At 61.3% G+C, this 18,233-nt stretch carries 16 protein-coding genes and 1 tRNA gene; 11 read left to right on the top strand and 6 right to left on the bottom strand.

The annotated features are described in order from the left end of the window. Positions 1 to 4: 4 nt before the first annotated feature. The 4 genes from ACEN42_RS00205 to ACEN42_RS00190 all read right to left on the bottom strand — a co-directional run bounded on the left by ACEN42_RS00205 (position 5) and on the right by ACEN42_RS00190 (position 4,522). Positions 5 to 994, bottom strand: coding sequence for a hypothetical protein (locus tag ACEN42_RS00205; RefSeq protein WP_371880378.1), 990 nt, complete (start codon positions 992 to 994; stop codon positions 5 to 7). After that, the gene (locus ACEN42_RS00200; protein WP_371880377.1) at positions 994 to 3,726 is read right to left on the bottom strand and encodes a DUF499 domain-containing protein; all 2,733 of its coding nucleotides are present in this window, start codon (positions 3,724 to 3,726) and stop codon (positions 994 to 996) included. The genes ACEN42_RS00205 and ACEN42_RS00200 overlap by 1 nt, the downstream gene beginning before the upstream one ends. Positions 3,727 to 3,895: 169 nt before the next feature. Beyond that, entirely contained in the window at positions 3,896 to 4,045 is a 150-nt protein-coding gene (locus ACEN42_RS00195; protein ID WP_371880376.1) for a peptidase, read from the bottom strand. A 57-nt stretch (positions 4,046 to 4,102) separates the two neighbouring features. Beyond that, positions 4,103 to 4,522: a DUF6573 family protein gene (locus ACEN42_RS00190; RefSeq protein ID WP_371880375.1), complete on the bottom strand. Its 420-nt coding sequence runs from the start codon at positions 4,520 to 4,522 to the stop codon at positions 4,103 to 4,105. 893 nt (positions 4,523 to 5,415) lie between these two features. Between ACEN42_RS00190 and ACEN42_RS00185 the strand changes: the two genes are divergently transcribed. The 6 genes from ACEN42_RS00185 to ACEN42_RS00160 all read left to right on the top strand — a co-directional run bounded on the left by ACEN42_RS00185 (position 5,416) and on the right by ACEN42_RS00160 (position 11,317). Beyond that, a complete protein-coding gene (locus tag ACEN42_RS00185; RefSeq protein ID WP_371880374.1) occupies positions 5,416 to 6,216 on the top strand; it encodes a hypothetical protein in 801 nt (266 codons plus the stop codon). Between the two features lie 279 nt (positions 6,217 to 6,495). Next, complete coding sequence (locus ACEN42_RS00180; protein ID WP_371880373.1) at positions 6,496 to 7,125, top strand: hypothetical protein; 630 nt, start codon at positions 6,496 to 6,498, stop codon at positions 7,123 to 7,125. A gap of 125 nt (positions 7,126 to 7,250) precedes the next feature. Continuing rightward, positions 7,251 to 7,913 (top strand): hypothetical protein, encoded by a 663-nt coding sequence (locus ACEN42_RS00175; RefSeq protein WP_371880372.1) that lies wholly within the window; start codon positions 7,251 to 7,253, stop codon positions 7,911 to 7,913. After that, positions 7,913 to 9,655 carry a DNA polymerase gene (locus ACEN42_RS00170; RefSeq protein WP_371880371.1) on the top strand — a complete coding sequence of 581 codons (1,743 nt, stop codon included), beginning with the start codon at positions 7,913 to 7,915 and terminating at the stop codon, positions 9,653 to 9,655. The genes ACEN42_RS00175 and ACEN42_RS00170 overlap by 1 nt, the downstream gene beginning before the upstream one ends. Continuing rightward, positions 9,652 to 10,047 (top strand): hypothetical protein, encoded by a 396-nt coding sequence (locus ACEN42_RS00165; protein ID WP_371880370.1) that lies wholly within the window; start codon positions 9,652 to 9,654, stop codon positions 10,045 to 10,047. Before ACEN42_RS00170 ends, ACEN42_RS00165 begins: the two co-directional genes overlap by 4 nt. 202 nt (positions 10,048 to 10,249) lie before the next feature. After that, positions 10,250 to 11,317, top strand: coding sequence for a tyrosine-type recombinase/integrase (locus tag ACEN42_RS00160; RefSeq protein ID WP_371880369.1), 1,068 nt, complete (start codon positions 10,250 to 10,252; stop codon positions 11,315 to 11,317). A 25-nt stretch (positions 11,318 to 11,342) separates the two neighbouring features. Here ACEN42_RS00160 and ACEN42_RS00155 read toward each other — a convergent pair. Then, positions 11,343 to 11,418: transfer RNA gene (locus tag ACEN42_RS00155), tRNA-Lys, on the bottom strand. 168 nt (positions 11,419 to 11,586) lie between these two features. Between ACEN42_RS00155 and ACEN42_RS00150 the strand changes: the two genes are divergently transcribed. The 3 genes from ACEN42_RS00150 to ACEN42_RS00140 are packed head-to-tail and all read left to right on the top strand — an operon-like array spanning position 11,587 to position 13,351. Further along, positions 11,587 to 11,994 (top strand): PaaI family thioesterase, encoded by a 408-nt coding sequence (locus ACEN42_RS00150; protein ID WP_371880368.1) that lies wholly within the window; start codon positions 11,587 to 11,589, stop codon positions 11,992 to 11,994. Continuing rightward, positions 11,995 to 12,864 (top strand): patatin-like phospholipase family protein, encoded by an 870-nt coding sequence (locus tag ACEN42_RS00145; RefSeq protein WP_371880367.1) that lies wholly within the window; start codon positions 11,995 to 11,997, stop codon positions 12,862 to 12,864. It begins immediately after the preceding gene. A gap of 10 nt (positions 12,865 to 12,874) precedes the next feature. Further along, positions 12,875 to 13,351, top strand: coding sequence for an OsmC family protein (locus ACEN42_RS00140; protein WP_371880366.1), 477 nt, complete (start codon positions 12,875 to 12,877; stop codon positions 13,349 to 13,351). A gap of 15 nt (positions 13,352 to 13,366) precedes the next feature. Here ACEN42_RS00140 and ACEN42_RS00135 read toward each other — a convergent pair whose 3' ends face one another. Beyond that, entirely contained in the window at positions 13,367 to 14,383 is a 1,017-nt protein-coding gene (locus tag ACEN42_RS00135; RefSeq protein ID WP_035509786.1) for a D-2-hydroxyacid dehydrogenase family protein, read from the bottom strand. A gap of 488 nt (positions 14,384 to 14,871) precedes the next feature. Between ACEN42_RS00135 and ACEN42_RS00130 the strand changes: the two genes are divergently transcribed. Further along, the gene (locus tag ACEN42_RS00130) at positions 14,872 to 16,743 is read left to right on the top strand and encodes a phosphoenolpyruvate carboxykinase (GTP) (RefSeq protein WP_371880365.1); all 1,872 of its coding nucleotides are present in this window, start codon (positions 14,872 to 14,874) and stop codon (positions 16,741 to 16,743) included. Between the two features lie 339 nt (positions 16,744 to 17,082). Further along, positions 17,083 to 18,162 carry a LysR family transcriptional regulator gene (locus tag ACEN42_RS00125; RefSeq protein WP_238209464.1) on the top strand — a complete coding sequence of 360 codons (1,080 nt, stop codon included), beginning with the start codon at positions 17,083 to 17,085 and terminating at the stop codon, positions 18,160 to 18,162. Positions 18,163 to 18,233 lie beyond the last annotated feature (71 nt).

Genomic DNA, 18,233 nt, shown 5'->3' with positions numbered 1-18,233 from the left:
ATCCTTACTTGGTCAGTTCGACGAAAGGCGACAGCACTTCCAGCAGCGACAAGCCGCCATGCGTGAGCGTCGGGTAGCCACCCTGGCTGCGCCACTTCCTACGGCCCAAGGCCAACAGGTGCGCGCCGTGGCGGCTGGTGATCTGCAATGCCACAGGCGGCACGAAGGGGCCGGTATCACCCGTGCCCGTCTTGCTGCGCCTGCTCGAAAATGTCTGCTTGAGGAACTGGCCGACTTCGCCATCCGCATCGGGGAAGTAGCCGGTGGCCGCGTAGCCGTGGTCGGAAGTGATGACCAGCCGCCGCCCGGTGGCGAGGCGCTCGACGAAGGTCCAGAAGTCGTCGCTCGTTAGTTGTTCGGCCACGTCCTTCGTCAGCGGCTCCAGCCCTTGGCCTGCGCCGGAGCCGTCGTGCAGCTTGGCGTCCGGCCAGTGGTGCCAGAAGATCTGATTCACTGTGCTGCTGATCAGTGCTTCGCAGTCCTTCCATGGCAAGTCCACCGTCTCCGTGCTGGCCACTTGCAGCCTGTGCGCGAGACCGCCGCCGTTGTTTTGGAGCTTGCTGCGGCTGGTGAAACCAAGCGCGCGGGCAAACTCATCGGTTTCGCCAGGTAGCTCAGAAGCACAGGCGGCGACCTCGTGCGAGGTAAAGCCACGCTCCTTCGCGCCTTGCAACAGCCACGGCAGTTCACGCAGCGAGAGGCCGTCGAGGACCAACACGGCCTTGGCGCTAAAGGGCTCGGCCCACCAGCGCACCAAGCGATCTGAGGTGCGCTCGACGCTGTCGCCGAAGGCTTGCCACAAATCCCATCCGCATGTGGAGAGGAACAAATCCAGTTCGCCGATTTCGCGGTCGCGCTTCACGACCTCGCTGGGCGCATTGCCTGCGGCCAGCGGCTTGGAGGCGATACCGACGGCATGGTCGATGATGACGCGCCAAGCGTCACGTTCCGTACCTTGCGTCAGCGATTGCAGTGCGCTGGCGGTCAGTGCCATCAGTCGTCCTCCTTCTCAAGGTTCAGCTCGAAGGTCATGCCTTCGGGCAGCTTCTTGAGCAGTTCCTTGAGCTGCGCGCCTGTGGCGGTGGAGACCTTGATGGACACTTCCGTGACCTTCGTGGCCGGGCCGATGCCCCAACCCTCGATCTTGCCAATCAGGTTGAGCGGCGACGTGGCTGGATTAGACAACGGCGTGCGCGGCTTGGCGGTCGCAGTGTCGCCACCGAAAATACCGCCCGGCGTGGGCCCTGACGTGGGAGCGGGAGTACCATCCGGTGTGGGTTCTGGCACGCCCGGCGTGGGAGCAGCGCCACCATTCGGTGGAAACACACCTGGCGACGGTGCGGGCGGCATGGAGCCACCCGTCGCGGGCACCGCCGAGGGCAGCATCACGAACACGTCGTCAAGGTGACGGCCCGTGAGCGAGAGCTTGGGGCGCAGACGCCGCCACGCGGTTTCCTCGTCCTCGCCAGGGTTCGTTTGCAGATACTCCATGCCGCGCACATTGACGGCGACCCTGCCTTTGGCGCACAGGCGCAGCAAGCGATCCTTCATCACCGTTTCGCCCAGCCACGGGATGCAGTCCTGCCCGGCCGGGCGCGGCTCTTGCAGCTCGCGCAGCAGCTTGCCGACCGATTCGTTGTTGCTGGCGTATTCGAACACCAGATCCTCGAAGTCCTCTGGCACGAACAGGTCGCTGGTCAGCGCCTCCTCGATGGCTTCGGGAATCTGCGAACCCTGCTTGTCGAGGCGTTCGACGCTGAACTTGCACTGCGCGGGATCGGCGAAGTTCCATCGTTGCAGTACGGCGAAGCGATCGAAGCGCTTCTTGAGGTTGTCGCGCAGAGTGTTCTCGAATTCCTTGTGCAGCTTCTTGTATTCGGGGTTCTGGCCGCCCCATTCCTGCGCCTTCATTTCGGCGCGGGCGAGGATGAGCAGGTCGCGGTCCATGAAAGAGTTGGTACTACCCGCGCGTGGGAGCAGGAAGCGCACGGTATTGCGGCGCTTCTGCAACTGGTCTTTGACCCAGCGACCGAGGGTGGCGTCAAGCTTCTCAGGCTCCTCGGGTAGAACGACGATGGGTAGACGGCCATCGTCCCAACTTTCTGGTTGATCGCTATCGACCATCCCGGTCCACGGATCGCTCGACCAAGACTTCGGCAGCGGGACGATACGAAACTGATTGTTCTTCCCGTCAACTCCACTGACGACATAGCGCACCTGATCGCCTAGCCGAGCTAGATCGGCGCCGTCGGCGAACAGCTTGTCGTTGCGCGCATAGGCCATGAGCTTGGCGCGCGGGTTCTCTTCCTCGCGGAACAGCAGCTTGGCGCCTTCCTGATGGATGTTGAAGCTGTTCTCGACGATGGTCGCCAGCTCGACTTGGAAGGCGTTGTCGTCCACCGGCTTGTTACGCGTGATGTCCAATTGCAGCGCGGCAGGCTCGGCACCAGCCAGGTTGCCGACGGCAATTGAGCGTAGCCACAGCGCACCGATGATCTCTTGCAGGTGCGGTGCGATGCTGGCATGGTCGTGCCGCGCTTCCTGCACGGAGATGATGTTCTGCTGCGCCTTCTCGCGCAGCGTGCGATGGTGCTGGTTGGCGACGGCTTCGAGCAGCGCGCCGATGCCGGAGGAATCATCGTCCAGCCGAAAGTCGGCGGCGGTGAGCACGGGCACGGCCTCGCCACGACTCTTATAGAGGTTGGCGAGGATGCGGATCAGGTCGCGCGTTTCCTGCGCATCGGTGGCGATGAGTACCTGTTCTTCGAGCAGGCGCAGCAGGTGCGGCGCGTAGGGCCACGATTCGGTGAATTCCCGGCGCTTGCGATCCCGCTCGGCGGGCGGCACATCCAGCAGGCGGAAATATTCGGCGACATGCTGCGCGACCAGCGACTCGATGGTGCCGCTGGCGATCTGCAAGCGGTTGTCGAAAAGACGGTGCAACAGCATCCGGCGACGATCCTGCTGAATGCGCTCGGCGCTGCCGCCCGCCTTGAAGTCGATGGCGACCGGATTGACGCGATGCACCTGCTGGTAGGCGTCGCTGCCGCCGTTGCGCACTGAGATCACCAGCACCAGCAGGTCGGGGCGCTCTTTGGCGATTTCCGAAAGAATCTGGATGAAATTGAACGCCCAGTTCTTCCACGGGTACTGCTTGGTGTTGGTGAGGCCGTCGTACCACGTCTGGAACTCGTCCAGCAGCAGCATCGTCGGCTTATTCTCCAGCAGCTCGATGATGAGCTTATCGGACGGGATTTCGGTCCTGGACGCGCCTTGGCCTTCCCACTTGCCCTTGATGAAGGTGCCGTGCGGATGATTTTCGAACAGCACGTCCCACAGGAACTTATAGCGGTGGCGGTGCAGGCTCTCGCCGATGACGTGCATTCCGTTGCGCAGCGGGATCTTAGCGATGCTGGGGTCGGCCAATGTGGCCGACCACGCATTGAGCCATGCGCCGGTCGATGCAGGGTCGGTGACTGCGTGGTACAGCGCGGCCATCAAGTGTGATTTGCCGAGTCCGCGGTCGCCGATCACGACCACGGGACGGCCTTGGTTGGGACCAACCGCCTCGATCCCTTTTAGCACGTCATGTGTGGGGTAAGTGATTTGCAGAAATTGCTGGGCTGCAATTTGCGTCGCGCCGGTATTCTGGTCATTCGACAGCTCAATGGCTGTGCCCTTAAGGCGTCTGCCCCTAAATTCTTCCCGTAGCGTCAGGCCGAGCATCGGTTTTATCCTGCTGATTTGTCAGATGTGGCGCACATTTTATCTATAACGGACGGCTAGGTTTCTTTTTCTCATCCGAGCCCCAGCTTGGCCCGGAGTGTGATTGGCCTGTTTGGCCATCCTGGTCTTCAACGGGTGCCCGATACTTCACGGGCACCCGTTAAATTGCTTAGAAATCGGAAGGGCCAATATCCCACGATGTTGCAGACCACGGACGCGATGAAATCCAGCCCGTACCGTAGGGATTGCCGCCGACATCGACGCCGAAATCGTCACCACCGATCATCGGCAGGCCCGTTGCAGGATTGATATGGTGCATGTTGCTCTCCTTATGTGGAGGGTTGAAATTCCCGCAGGAAACCGGCGGGATGGGAAATCAGTCTTCGTTTGGCATGAGGATCGTTATGACCGGGGCGGTATCGTTACCGGGACCAATGCACATATGCAACTTCGTGGGCCGGGGTCCGATGCCACGTCCGCCGCGTGGCACTCGGTAGACCTGAAACGCAACGCGCTGCGATTCACGAGCGCGACGGGCTGCAAGAGATGCCATCCAAATGACGTCCCAAAGCCTCCCTGCTTCGTCTTGCGCGGTCTGGCGGCTGCTGTCTGCGTCGTTCCATGCCACGCAGTCGGCCCACGCGCTGGCCGTCAATGCAACCGGCGGGCGAAACCCCGCTTCCTGAGCGGTTTGGCTTACGTCGACGAGAACGCCGTCTGCAATTGCTTGCGCTCGCGTGTAGACATGGATTGGCTCGCCGAAAACGCTGTCGAGATGCTGTTCGGGATGTCGCATAGTCGTGCTCCTTTAAAAGCTGACCGGATTCCTAGATGTCAAGCCCGCTTTACCGCTTCCGGCTTCGGCGTGCAGGGTGGCGTATTGCTTGTGCCGCCGTACCTCCTGAGTGTTTCGCCCTGAGCGCACCTCGACTCCAGCCGATATGCCGGACGCGCAAGGTCGCGCACGGAAGCCGCAGCCCCGTAGGGGACCGGGCGAGTACGCGCGCGAAGCGCTTGGCCTTGCGGGTATGGCTGGCTGGCGTAAGGTCGCTCTTGCCTGGGCGGGCAATCAGGAAGTACGGCGGTCGCGTCACCGTGCCGACGAAGCCGATGTCGCGGCCGTAGGCCGCGACCTATGCGCGGCTACGCCGCGCGTAACCCGCAAGCCGGAGGCGCGCAGTCGTAGGCGATCAGCCGGAGACCTACGGGGCCGGGCCGCGTTGCGGTCGGGGACAAGTGCGAGGCCGCACGCCGTCCACGCAGGCGCGTTGGCTCCCAAGCCAATCGACGGCGTGCCGGGGGAGCCGTCACTCGCTCGTCGCCCCAGCGGCGAGAGGTCGGCCCACTGACCGGCAGAGTGATGGGGGGCGAAGCCCCGCGCCCCGAGCAGCGCGCGGGCATAGCAGTCAAGTCAAGCGAAGCGCGGACCGTAGGCGAATGCCGGAGCCGCATCGCGTCCAGCGGGCGGGGTGAGTGCTATGCCCGCGCGCTGCACGGGGCGCCGGGTTTTCAGGACACGACGGGCGTCCAGCCGGTCGAGATGCCGGTCGGGCGTCCAGCCCGACGCAAAGGCAGCGGTGGCCCAGCCGCGTGAGCGGCTTCGTCCCCCGTCTTCACCCCCCGTCGCAGACGGGCGCGAAGACGTACTTTCTCTATACAAGTTATCGAAACCGTAGCGAGATAACTTGTATGGCGAAGAAGAACGGGCGGATCGCCGCCGCCGAAAATGAAACGCGGGTACTGCGTGCGTTGCATAGGTTCGGGTGGCTCCGAACCCGCGACGTTGCCGCACTACTCTGGTGTACTCCGTGGCAAAAGCACCCCGTTGCGCCGCCGAGCTTTATGCCTGTGGCAGCATCGGCCTCGGGGCTGCGGATGGCGCAATACACGCTGCGCCGGCTGGCCGACACCCGGCAAGTGCTTCGTGGTCGCGGACCGGACGGAAGCGTGCTCTACGCGCTGGCAGAAGCCGGGACGCGCCGGTTGCGCCAGATGGGGGTTCCCGCTGTATCGGGCAAGGACATCGTGCGTGGCTTCAGCTCCGCACATTTCCGTCATCGCGCTGTGGCGAATGAAATCGCCATCGCCGCTATCACTCAAGGATTCCGGGTCAGCACGGAGCGCGAAATTGCCCAGGATCGTTGGTTCGGGGGCACCATCGGCATAGCAGGGAAAAAGCCGGATGTGTTGCTGAATGACCGCGGCAACGTCACTTGGGTCGAGGTGGAGAAAAGCGCAAAGTGGAAGGCTGACTTCGAGCGCCTAGTGGTCTGGGTGGCGAAAGTCGGGAACGATGCTCGTCAGCCGACGGGTTCCGCCTTGCTCGGTGAGGGTCTGCGTTGGAATCGGCTGGTCTTCATCTGCACGCCTGCGTTCGAGGCGAAGCTCCGGCGGGCGTTGGCAGCGGCCGGATGGCGTCCTGACTTGCTTGATGCCTTCGTGTCATTCATCACGACGCTATACACATTTGAAGACATATCGTTTGTATGAGGTAACAGCTCGACAAGATTCAGGGTACAAGGGAGCAGCCGGGATGACATGCTCCTGCATCACGGACCTATTCTCTTTCTCCTACGGCAGTTAAACCGTAGACTACCGCCGGTACGCGTCGTCGTCCCCGGCGGTTTTTACTTTCCGTACGCCGACCTCCGTTGATGCCCTATCTCTCCATATCTATTAAATATATTGAATAGATGGAACGGGTGTCGCGCCACGCAACAGGTACCTGTCGCACGGTACAACACGTTCGATATTTGCACGGTAACGTCTATGCGCAATAAAAGCACAGAAAGACAAGCAGCGGGAAAAGAGCTAGCAACGGCCTTGGAGCAAGAAGGCTTTGAGCCAACCGATTTCATGGTTTTTGAACTGGATAATGGCGAGAACCCAGAAATCCCAGACTTGGATGATCCGAGTCATTCGCTGCCCTCAGAGTGGTTGGAGCGCACTCATCGGGCAGTATCGCGTCTGTGGCCTGCGATCATTTCTGTCGCCGATAGTTATCCACTCAGTGAGGAAGCATTGCAACCGATAGAGAACGCTCTGGCAGAGACAGGCAATCCAGATTCACTGGTGTTGTTTTCTCTCTATCTTCTGGCGAGGGACGCTACGCGGTTCACGGACGCTGTCGCGCAGGCAAAATTTGTCGCGGGTCGCGCAAAGAGCGGTGCTGCTGCCAAGCACGGGCCTAAGTCGAAGAGGCAGGATGGAGTTAAAAGACTCCAGGCAGTATGGCTAGAGGGGAATCATCTGTCTCGTGACGAATGCGCATTCGACATGTACGTATCCGTGGGTCTTACGTACACGGCTGCCAAGAAAGCTTTAACCAAGAAGCTTGTGGGTGATCCCAATCCTTGGCCAGCCAAGGATAAAGCGCGAGATAAGCGGTCTAGCCGGTAGGACCTGGTTCTGCTTAAGCAGAAGCATATTTTGCTTAAGCATGGCTATTAATCGAAAGATCCTTTGCTGGGAAACTGCTCCTTGTGTTCCGAGACCTCCTCGGAATAATTCACAACGGAGTATTTATGAACCACAAGACCGCACAAAGCCCCTTCCTCTCAGACGATGACGCCCAGCTAGGTAGCATCAAGTCGCCAACCACCGAAGTTTCGCTCGCCATCAACACGGCGTTTCCGTCGGAGGACCTGGACCTCGACGCAATGCGCCTGCCGTCCGATTTCGGCGCAATTGCAGGCGTCCAAAAGGTTCTGACGATGGTGCCCATCCGCAAGCCCAGCCCTCAGGCTTACGTCCGCGTGAACCCGAACCCAGACTGGACTATCCCAGTCGCTGTCGTAGAGCTGAAGGAGGATAACGACGTTTATCTGGTGCGGCCAGAACTGTACCCAGCCCTCGCCCAAGAGGCGAAGGCGAAACAGCTGTACGTCGGGGTAACCCGCGACGGAAATCCTTTCGTGTGGCTGGTGAACATGCCCGGCCCTGATGGTCGCCTCGACACATGGTCTCAGTCCGCACACGCTGGGGCCAACCTGGCAAAAACGCACTGGGTGCGCATCAAGTCGAACCGGGACCTCGGTGCGTATGAGGTGCTACAGGCCACCAACCTGAAAGACGAACCGTCATGGCCTGAGCTGTCCTTCAAGGAGCTGGTCAACCTGGCGTTCAGGGGCAAGGTCATCGACTCGCTCGACCATGTCGTGATTCGCCGCCTGCGCGGGGAAATCTGATGGCCCTCCGCGACTACCGTGAAATCGTCGTCGCGGACTTCGAGTTTCGGGCCGCTCCTGGTGAGCGTCCCGAACCGGTCTGCATGGTTGCTCATGAGATACGTAGCGGCAGGACGATCCGGCTCTGGGGCGACGAACTCGCGTCGTCCGCCTGCCCGTACAGCACGGCCGCCGACACGCTGTTCGTGGCGTATTACGCGTCTGCCGAGATGGGATGTCATCGCGCACTCGGCTGGCCGATGCCCAAAAATGTCCTCGACCTGTATGCGGAGTTTCGCGTCCAGACGAATGGGATGAAGCTCCAGCATGGCCGGGGGCTGCTCGGTGCGCTGATGTACTACGGCGAGTCTGGCATTGATGCCATGGAAAAGGATGCCATGCGGGAACTGGTCCTGCGCGGCGGCGATTACAGCGCAGACGAAGAACGCGCCATCCTAGATTACTGCGAGTCGGATGTGACCACCACGGCAAGATTGCTGGAGAAAATGTCGGCCGTCCTGGATGAGCACAACAGGCTCGCCTACGCCCTTAACCGTGGGCGTTACACGAAGGCCGTCGCTGAAATGGAATGGCAGGGTATTCCGGTCGATGCGCCAATGCTGGCGAAACTGCGCGCTCACTGGGAGCAGTTGCAGACGCGGCTTATCGCCCGCGTCGATGAGCGCTACGGCGTCTATGAAGGCCGCACGTTCAAGCACAAGCGTTTCGAGGAATATCTCGGGCGCAACGGTATCGCGTGGCCCCGCCTCGATTCTGGCTCGCTGATGCTGGATGATGAAACGTTCAGCGATCAGTGCAAGAGCTGGCCCCAACTGCGCCCGCTGAAGGACCTCCGGCAGGCGATGGGGCAACTTCGGCTGAACGACCTCGCTGTCGGTGCTGACGGGCGCAATCGTACGTTGCTTTCCATGTTCAGCTCCAAGACCGGGCGCAACCAGCCATCAAACGCGAAATTCGTATTCGGCCTGTCGGCTTGGCTGCGCGGGCTGATCAAGCCGCAGCCGGGGTATGGCCTCGTCTATGTGGACTGGTCCCAGCAGGAGTTCGGCATCGCTGCCGCCCTTTCAGGTGACAAAAACATGAAGGATGCCTACATGTCTGGGGACCCGTACCTTGCCTTTGCCAAGCAGGCCGGTGCGACTCCTGACGATGCCACGAAGACCAGTCACGCGGCCATTCGTGAGCAATACAAGGCGTGCGTGCTGGCTGTGCAGTACGGGATGAGGGAAGAGTCGCTCGGCCGTCGGATCAAGCAGCCTACGGTTTATGCCCGTGAGTTGCTCAAGATGCACCGGCGTACGTACCCGGATTTTTGGCGTTGGTCCGACGCCGCCCTAGACTATGCCCTGACGCAGGGGCACCTGTGGACAGTGTTCGACTGGCGGATTCATGTTGGCGATGATGCCAATGCGCGCTCGTTGCGAAATTTTCCGATGCAGGCCAATGGAGCCGAGATGCTGCGGCTCGCGTGCTGCTTGGCGGTCGAGGCCGGGGTTCGTGTCGTGGCTCCGATTCATGATGCCGTGCTGATTGAGGTGCCAGTAGAAGAGCTTGATGCCGTTACTGCCCGCATGCAGGAATGCATGCGTCAGGCTAGCGCTACCGTTCTAGATGGGTTCGAGCTGCGTGCCGATGCCAAGACCATCGCTTTCCCCGAACGCTATCTAGATGAGCGCGGTGCCGTGATGTGGGACGTCGTGAATGACTTGCTGGCCGACATTGAGGCCGAGGTGGTCGCATGATGCCGGTCGCTGTCGAGGAGGTGCGGCTGTCGTGGTCGCATGCCGCGCAGACGCTGGTACCAGTGCAAGGACAAGCTCAGGACAGGCCTTTGTCCCACGGCGGCCGGTTCATCAAGGGGCCGATTTCTCTGGACTGGATCGGCCGGGCCGCCTGCCTGCCGGGGAAGACCTTGCATGTGGCGCTGGCGCTGCAATACCTGGCCGGTCTCCAGAAGACCCATACCGTCAAGCTGGGGGCGAAGGCGCTGGCCGTTCTCGGAGTTGCCCGAGACGCCAAATACGAGGCGCTCGACCGTCTCCAGGAGGCGGGCCTGATTACCGTGGAGCGGACGCGGGGACGCGCTCCCGTCGTGACTATGCTGGTCGATACCAAGAAGGCTGGGCAGCCATGAATGAGGAAATGGCCCTGACGCTGCAGCAGGTCGCCGACCGGCTGCAGCTGTCCTACAGCACGGTGTTCGCAATGCGGCACCGTGTCGGGTTCCGGCTGCCGGGCTCACGCGTCTGGCGCGTATTGCCGTCCCAGCTTGCCGAACTGTGCGAAACCAAGAACAATGTGACCCGGCTATCGATGCGGGTCACTGGAGAGAATCAATGTCCATCCGCAAAGATAAAAATTCCGGGGTCTGGCATCTCGACATCCGCACGCCAGGCGGCGAAAGAATTAGACGCTCTACTGAAACCAAGGACCGGAAGGCGGCCCAGAAATACCACGACTGCCTGAAAGCTGAACTATGGCGACAGGACAAGCTGGGCGAAGCGCCTGATCGCTCCTTCGAGGAAGCGGCCGTCAAGTTCTTACGGGAGTGCGAGGGCCAGCGCGACTACGCCACCAAGCTGCGGCATGTCGCGTACTGGCGCGAGCAGTTCTCGGGCCGCTCGGTTCGTTCTTTAACAGCAGATGAAATCACGGATGCTCTGCCCACGCATCGGGTCATCAGGGGTAAGCCTGCCGAACCGCTGACCGGCAGTACACGCAACCGGTACATCGCTACTATCAAGCGTCTGCTGAATCTGTGCGAGGCATGGGAGTGGATCGACCGGGTGCCCAAACTCCCCCGGTACTTCGAGCCGGACGTGCGTGTACGATGGGAGCCGCCCGAGGTTATCGCGGCGCTCATCAATGCACTGCGATTGCCCTGGATGCGTGACGCTACCATTGTGGCGGTCGCCACGGGCATGCGTCAGTCCGAGTTGTTTGGGCTTACGCCGTCCCAGGTCGATTTGGCCCAGTGCAATGCGTGGATCACGCATGAGGGGGCGAAATCCAAGCGTGCGCGCTCAGTGCCGCTGAACGACGACGCGGTGGGTGTGCTGGCTCGCCGGTTAGAGTTTTCGGAGCGTCTCGTTTTCACTCGCGGGGAAGGGCTCGATGCTCGCATCCATCAAATCGACACACGAGACTGGGAGCGGGCCTGCCAAGCAGTCGGCATTGACGATTTTCACTGGCACGACCTGCGCCACACATGGGCAAGCTGGCATGTCCAGCGCGGCACGCCGTTGATGGTGCTGAAGGAACTGGGCGGGTGGGAAACGATTGAGATGGTGCAGAAGTACGCCCACCTCGCTCCCAGCCACTTGGCCGCCCACGCTGGTACGGTCAAGTTTTGGTCAAGTACCGGGGAGCAGAAAGAAAAAATGCCGCTGGTTAGAGCGGCATAGTTTCTTGATTCTTAAGGGAATTCTTTGGTGGGGCGTGAGTGACTCGAACACTCGACCTACGGATTAAGAGTCCGCTGCTCTACCAACTGAGCTAACGCCCCAACAGAAGCGAAATTATAGCGGGTGCTTTTGCAGAAGCGCAAGCCCTCGTGCAAAAAAATTCGTATATTTCCGACGAACCCACCTTCCACGGGCGTCCGCACGCAACTTACGGCCGGTATCATGACGCATCCTCCAAGGCCGTGAACCCTGCAAAAGCAAAAGGAACCATGGACGAAACCGCTATCAGCGCCTTGCTCGACAGCATCCTGGCTCCGTGGGTCAAGGAGTTGAAACTCGTGCCCGAATCGATCGCCGAGAACGCCGTCACGCTGCGTCTGCCGTATTCGGACCGTTTGCGTCACGCGGGCGGCGTCATCTGCGGACAGGTTTTCATGGCCGCCGCCGACACCGCGATGGTCGTCGTCGTCTCGCACGTCATGGGCGGTCTCTGGCCGATGACAACCGTATCGCTCAACACCACGTTCATGCGGCCCGTGAAAGCAGGCGACGTGCTGATCACCGCCCGCATCCAGCGTCGCGGACGCAACCTCGTCTTCGGTGAAATCGACATGCACGACGACCAGGGCGAACTCGCCGCTCACGCGACAACCACCTACGCGCTCATCAACAAATAAATGTTCGACCAAGTCGTATTCGCTGGCGGCGGAAACCGCTGTTGGTGGCAAGCAGGATTCTGGGACATCATCCGGCCGGAATTGAATCTCGAGCCGCGCATCATCGCGGGTATCTCGGCGGGCGCCGCCACCGCCTGCATGCTCTACACAAACGATTCGCGCTGGGTCATGGACTACTACGCCCACGCGCTGCGCGACAACACGCGCAACGCCTATTGGGGCAACCTGCTGCGTGGACAGTCCGTGTTTCCGCATTACCGCATCTATCGGCAGGCGCTGCTCGACATCTTCGCGGACCGTTTCCACGAGCTCGCGCAAGGGCCGGAAATTCGCATCGGCGTATCGCATCTGCCGCGCTGGCTCGGCGCGCGCAGCGCGGTCGCGGCGGGGCTGATCGCGTACAACATCGAGAAATACGTCCGCAAGACGCTGCATCCGACGCTCGGTCAGACGCTCGGTTTTCATCCCGAATTCGTGAAAGCGCAGGAATGCGCGACCGTCGAAGACCTCGCGGATCTCATCCTGCAATCGTCGAGCACGCCGCCGTTCACGCCGATCCTGCGACGCAACGGCCGTCCCGTTCTCGATGGCGGCATGGTCGACAATGTCCCGGTCGCCGCGCTCGATGCGTCGCCGGGTCTCGTGCTCGTGATGGTCACGCGCCTGTATCCGCGCGAGCGCATGTTCGTCGTGCCGCACGGCGAGCAGAAGCGCATCTACATCCAGCCATCGCGCAAGGTGCCGATATCGAGCTGGGACTATACGAGCCCGTCCCAGATGCAGCATGCTTATGATCTGGGCCGCGCGGACGGCGAGGATTTTCTCGGGCGCCTTCCGCGTCTCCTGGAAACCGCTTCGCATTCAGCTTGAGGAGCAGACCGTGACGAAGAAGCATAAGTACGAACTGACCGTCGACTGGACGGGCAATCTCGGTTCCGGCACATCGGCTTACGATGCGTACTCGCGAGACCACCTCGTGCGCGTCGGCTCGAAGACGGCGATCGAGGCGTCGAGCGATCCCGCGTTTCGCGGCGACCCCGCGCGACACAATCCCGAGGAGTTGTTCGTGGCGTCGCTGTCGTCGTGCCACATGCTCTGGTATCTGCACCTCTGCGCAACGAACAAGCTCGTCGTAACCGGTTATGTCGATGAAGCCATCGGCACGATGCAGGAAGAGTCCAAGGGAGACGGGCGCTTCGTCGATGTGCTGCTGCGCCCGCGCGTGACCATCGGCGCCGGCGGCGATGTAAATCTCGCGGCGCGCCTGCACGAAGAGGCGCACCGTTTCTGTTTCATCGCGAACTCGGTGAATTTTCCGGTGCGCTGCGAGCCGTCGATCGAAATCTCGACCGTCTGAAGCCGAAGCCGAAGCTCAACGGCGGCGCACGTGCTGAAGCGCTTCCTTGTTGAAGACGCTCGACGTGTCACCCGCATCGAACGCGAGGATGTTCCTGAACGCCGCGCCGAAATACAGCTCGTAGCTCTCACGCTCCACATAGCCGATGTGCGGCGTGCAGATCACGTTTTCGAGGCGCAGCAGACCGTAGCCTTGCAGTATCGGCTCGCTCTCGAAAACATCGACCGCGACCATGCCCGGCCGGTTGTGATGCAGCGAATTGAGCAGCGCGTTCTCCTCGAGCAGTTCGGCGCGGCTCGTGTTGACGAAGAGCGCGGTAGGCTTCATGCGCATCAGATCGTCCTGCTTGACGATGCCGAGCGTGTCATCGGTCAGACGCAGATGCAGCGTGAGCACGTCGCTCTGCTCGAAAAACGCTTCGCGGCTTTCCGCGACCGCGAAGCCATCTTCGCGCGCCGCGCTTTGCGAATGCTCGCGCCCGTAGACGAGCACGTTCATGCCGAACGCCTTGCCGTAACCGGCCACCAGTTTGCCGATCTTGCCGTATCCCCAGATGCCGAGCGTCTGCCCGCGCAGCACCTGACCAAGACCGAAATTAGGCGGCAGCGCGGACGTCTTCAGCCCCGATTGTTGCCAAGCGCCTTGCTTCAGGTTCGCGACGTACTGCGGAATGCGCCGCTGCGCCGACATGATGAGCGCCCACGTCAGCTCCGCGGGCGCGACCGGCGAGCCCGTGCCCTCCAGCACCGCGATGCCGCGCTCCGTACACGCATCGACATCGATATGTCCGCCGCCCGCGCGTCCCGTCTGGCTGATCATGCGCAGCTTCGGGCATTTGTCGAGCAATTGAGAGCTGATGCGCGTACGTTCGCGAATCAGCACGAGCGCATCCACTTCCGAGAGTCTGCTCGCCAACTGCCCGAGACCACGCACCGTGTTATTGAAGACCTTCACCTCATGGTCATCGAGCAGATGGAAGCAATCGAGCTTCCGTACGGCATCCTGGTAGTCATCGAGAATGGCGATTTTCATGGGCATTGATTGGCTTTTGTTAGGCATCAAACGTGCTGCTTTTTTATGGAGAGCGAGAATGGAGTACTTAAATTCGGGTAAATACCGATAAATTGCGCTCTATTCCGCTTTATTGCGCTGCATCACATGGTTCACGCGCTGCGGTGTTATGCTTGACTCCCCTTTTTTTCGGGAGCCTCGTACGTCCGCGCCAATAGAGAAAGAAATCCAGCGCAACTAGCGGAAAACACGATGATCCGCGAAGAGACAGGCCACTTAGTATCTCTTTTTAACAGTTTGTTCCTTTGCGATGCAAGCCGCGAGGGATACGTTTGCTGTGTAAAGAATTCAGGCCCGTGACGCCGCATTGGCTCGCGAACCGCATTTCGTGCGATGAAAGCGCGTACAGAAGCGCACGAAAGCGCCCGGCGGTTCGAGTCGCAAACGCCTCTCGCATGCAGCGTCAGATGGGTGATTGGTTTTCATTGCAGAAGAACGGAGGCAGCTCGATGAACCAGCCCGCAGTAGTCGAAGACAACAATAAAAATGCCGTCGACATCAAAACGCCGGCCTATGTCCGGCACCGAAAACTTATCGAATGGGTCCGGCAGGTCGCGGCCCTGACCAAGCCGGATCGCATCGAATGGTGCGACGGTTCGCAGGAGGAATACGACCGGCTCTGCCAGCAGATGGTCGAAGCCGGCACGATGAAAAAGCTCGACCCCGAGAAGCGCCCGAATTCCTTCCTCGCGTGCTCGGATCCCTCGGATGTGGCGCGCGTCGAAGACCGCACGTTCATCTGCTCGCAGCGCCGTGAGGATGCCGGCCCGACGAACAACTGGATCGATCCGCAGGACATGCGCGTCACGCTCGACGGCCTGTTCGACGGCTCGATGCGCGGCCGCACGATGTACGTCGTGCCGTTCTCGATGGGCCCGCTCGGATCGCCGATCGCGCATATCGGCGTCGAATTGTCGGACAGCCCGTATGTCGTCACGAACATGCGCATCATGACGCGCATGGGCCGCGCCGTGTACGACGTGCTCGGCGCCGACGGCGAGTTCGTGCCGTGCGTGCATTCGGTCGGTGCGCCGCTCGCGGATGGCCGCAAGGACGTGCCGTGGCCGTGCAACGACACGAAATACATCGTCCATTTTCCCGAATCGCGCGAAATCTGGAGCTTCGGCTCGGGCTATGGCGGCAACGCGCTGCTCGGCAAGAAGTGCTTCGCGCTGCGCATCGCCTCGACGATGGGTCGCGATGAAGGCTGGCTCGCCGAGCACATGCTGATTCTCGGCGTGACGTCGCCGCAAGGTCGCAAGTATCACGTCGCGGCGGCGTTCCCGTCGGCATGCGGCAAGACCAATTTCGCGATGCTGATTCCGCCGAGCGATCTCCAGGGCTGGAAAGTGACGACGATCGGCGACGACATCGCGTGGATCAAGCCGGGCCGCGACGGCCGGCTCTACGCGATCAATCCGGAAGCGGGTTATTTCGGCGTGGCGCCGGGAACCAGCGAAAAGACCAATTTCAACGCGATGGCGACGCTGAAGGAAAACGTGATTTTCACGAACGTCGCGCTGACCGACGACGGCGACGTCTGGTGGGAAGGCATGACCGACAGCCCGCCCGCGCATCTGATCGACTGGCAAGGCCGCGACTGGACGCCCGAAATCGCGAAGGAAACGGGCGCGAAAGCCGCGCATCCGAACGCGCGCTTCACGGCGCCGGCGTCGCAATGTCCGTCGATCGATCCGGACTGGGAAAACCCGGCCGGCGTGCCGATCGACGCGTTTATCTTCGGCGGACGCCGGTCGAACACCGTGCCGCTCGTCACGGAGGCGCGCGACTGGAAGGAAGGCGTCTACATGGCCGCCACGATGGGCTCCGAAACCACCGCCGCCGCCGCGGGCCAGCAAGGCGTCGTGCGCCGCGATCCGTTCGCGATGCTGCCGTTCTGCGGCTACAACATGGCCGATTACTTCGGCCACTGGCTGAAGATGGGCGAGCGTCTCGAAGCGATGCACGCGAAGGCGCCGAAGTTCTTCTGCGTCAACTGGTTCCGCAAGGGCGACGACGGCAAGTTCGTGTGGCCGGGCTTCGGCGAGAACATGCGCGTGCTGAACTGGATGATCGGCCGCGTCGAGGGCACGGCGAAGGGCGAGGAACACGCCTTCGGCATCTCGCCGGGTTACGAGGACATCGACTGGGGCGCGCTCGGCTTCACGCGCGAGCAGTTCGAGCAGGTGATATCGGTCAACGATGCCGCCTGGCGCGACGAACTCGCGCTGCACGACGAGCTTTTCACGAAGTTGAAACATGGCCTGCCCGCGGCTCTGACCGCGGCCAAGGCTGGAATGGAGAAGCGGCTGGCTGCGTGAGTGAATCGTCCGGCGTGATTCCGCGCCGGCTTTGTCTCACAAACTGAATCAATCCCCATATTTCGGGCCCGCATCGACGGGCCCGATTTTTTATCGCCTATACCGTCAAAATTGACGACGCCAGCTTTTTTGAAGTTGCGTCGATCGGAATTTGCTTAGCCGAGTGTTGTGCCGATGACAACAGTCGGTGATCTTTCATCCGCGTAAGACGCCTAACTGTCAGATTTTTTTCGACTTTTTCGCGCTTCCCGGCAACTTCTGCACGAAAGTGCCGGTCCTAGGATAATCCTGAATTGCTTTGCAGCAGAATTCGAGCCGTGTAGCGGCAGGAGTTGTCTTATGGATCATTTGCAGTCGATGAGGGTGTTTGTCCGCGTCGCCGATCTCGGAAGTTTCGCCCGGGCCGCCAGCGCGATGGACATCTCCAATGCGGTAGCTACGCGCCATGTGGCGGACCTGGAAGGCCGCCTCGGCACGCGCCTGCTCAACCGCACGACGCGCAGCCTCTCGCTCACCGAGTCCGGCCAGGTGTATCTGGAGCGGGCGCGGCAGATTCTCGACGAACTGGAAGACGTCGAACAGATGGTGGTGGCGCGCAATCACGAACCTCTCGGTTCGCTCAGGATCGTCGCGCCCGTCGTGTTCGGTCTGCATAATCTCGCGCCGGTGTTGCAGACGTATGCGCAGCGCTATCCCAAGGTCGTGCCGGACGTGACGCTCGTGGACCGTCAGGTCGATCTGGTCGAGGAAGGTTTCGATGTCGGCATTGTCATCGCGCGTCAGGTGAAGAGCGCGAGCGTCGTCACACGGCGTCTGACGACCGGTTGTATGACCGTTTGCGCGACGCCGGCGTATCTGGAATCGCACGGCACGCCGACGCGCCCCGAGCATCTGCTCGAGCATCCGTGTCTGAGCCTGCCGGCCGAATATTGGGGCGACGAGCGCGTGTTCACCGGCCCGGACGGCGAAGTGCGCGTGCGGCCGCAGAACGTGATCATCGCGAACAACACCGAGATGCTGCGGCAGTTCGCGCTGCTCGGCATGGGCATCGCGATTTTGCCGAGCTATCTGATCGGCAACGACACGACGCGCGGCCAGCTCGTGCGTCTGCTCGGCGATTTTCAATTGCCGCAGGTCGAGATCAACGTCGCGTATCCGAGCCGCCGTCATTTGCCGGCGAAGGTGCGCACGTTCATCGATCATCTGGTCGAGCATTTCAGCCAGACGCCGAATCATCAGCTCGGCGAGCAATGGATTCGCGATGGCCGTGGCAGACCGGGCGCGCATCCGCACTACGAGCACGCCACCGAAGCGGCGACGCCCCCGCCGCGCTCGCGTCCGATCGATGGTGAACTGGCGCCGAAGCTGTCGAAGCCTTCGCGCTCGCGTGGGCGCTTGCCGGCGCCTTCGCCGTTCTGAAGGGCTCGCGCAAAGCGCAAATGAAAAAACCCCCGCGAAGCGATTCGCGGGGGTTTTTCTTTTCAGCGGGA

This window comes from Caballeronia sp. S22, from assembly GCF_964261745.1.
GTDB lineage: Bacteria > Pseudomonadota > Gammaproteobacteria > Burkholderiales > Burkholderiaceae > Caballeronia > Caballeronia jiangsuensis.
The sequence above is the reverse complement of the archived record's forward strand: the minus strand, read 5'-3'. Positions and strand labels throughout refer to the sequence as shown.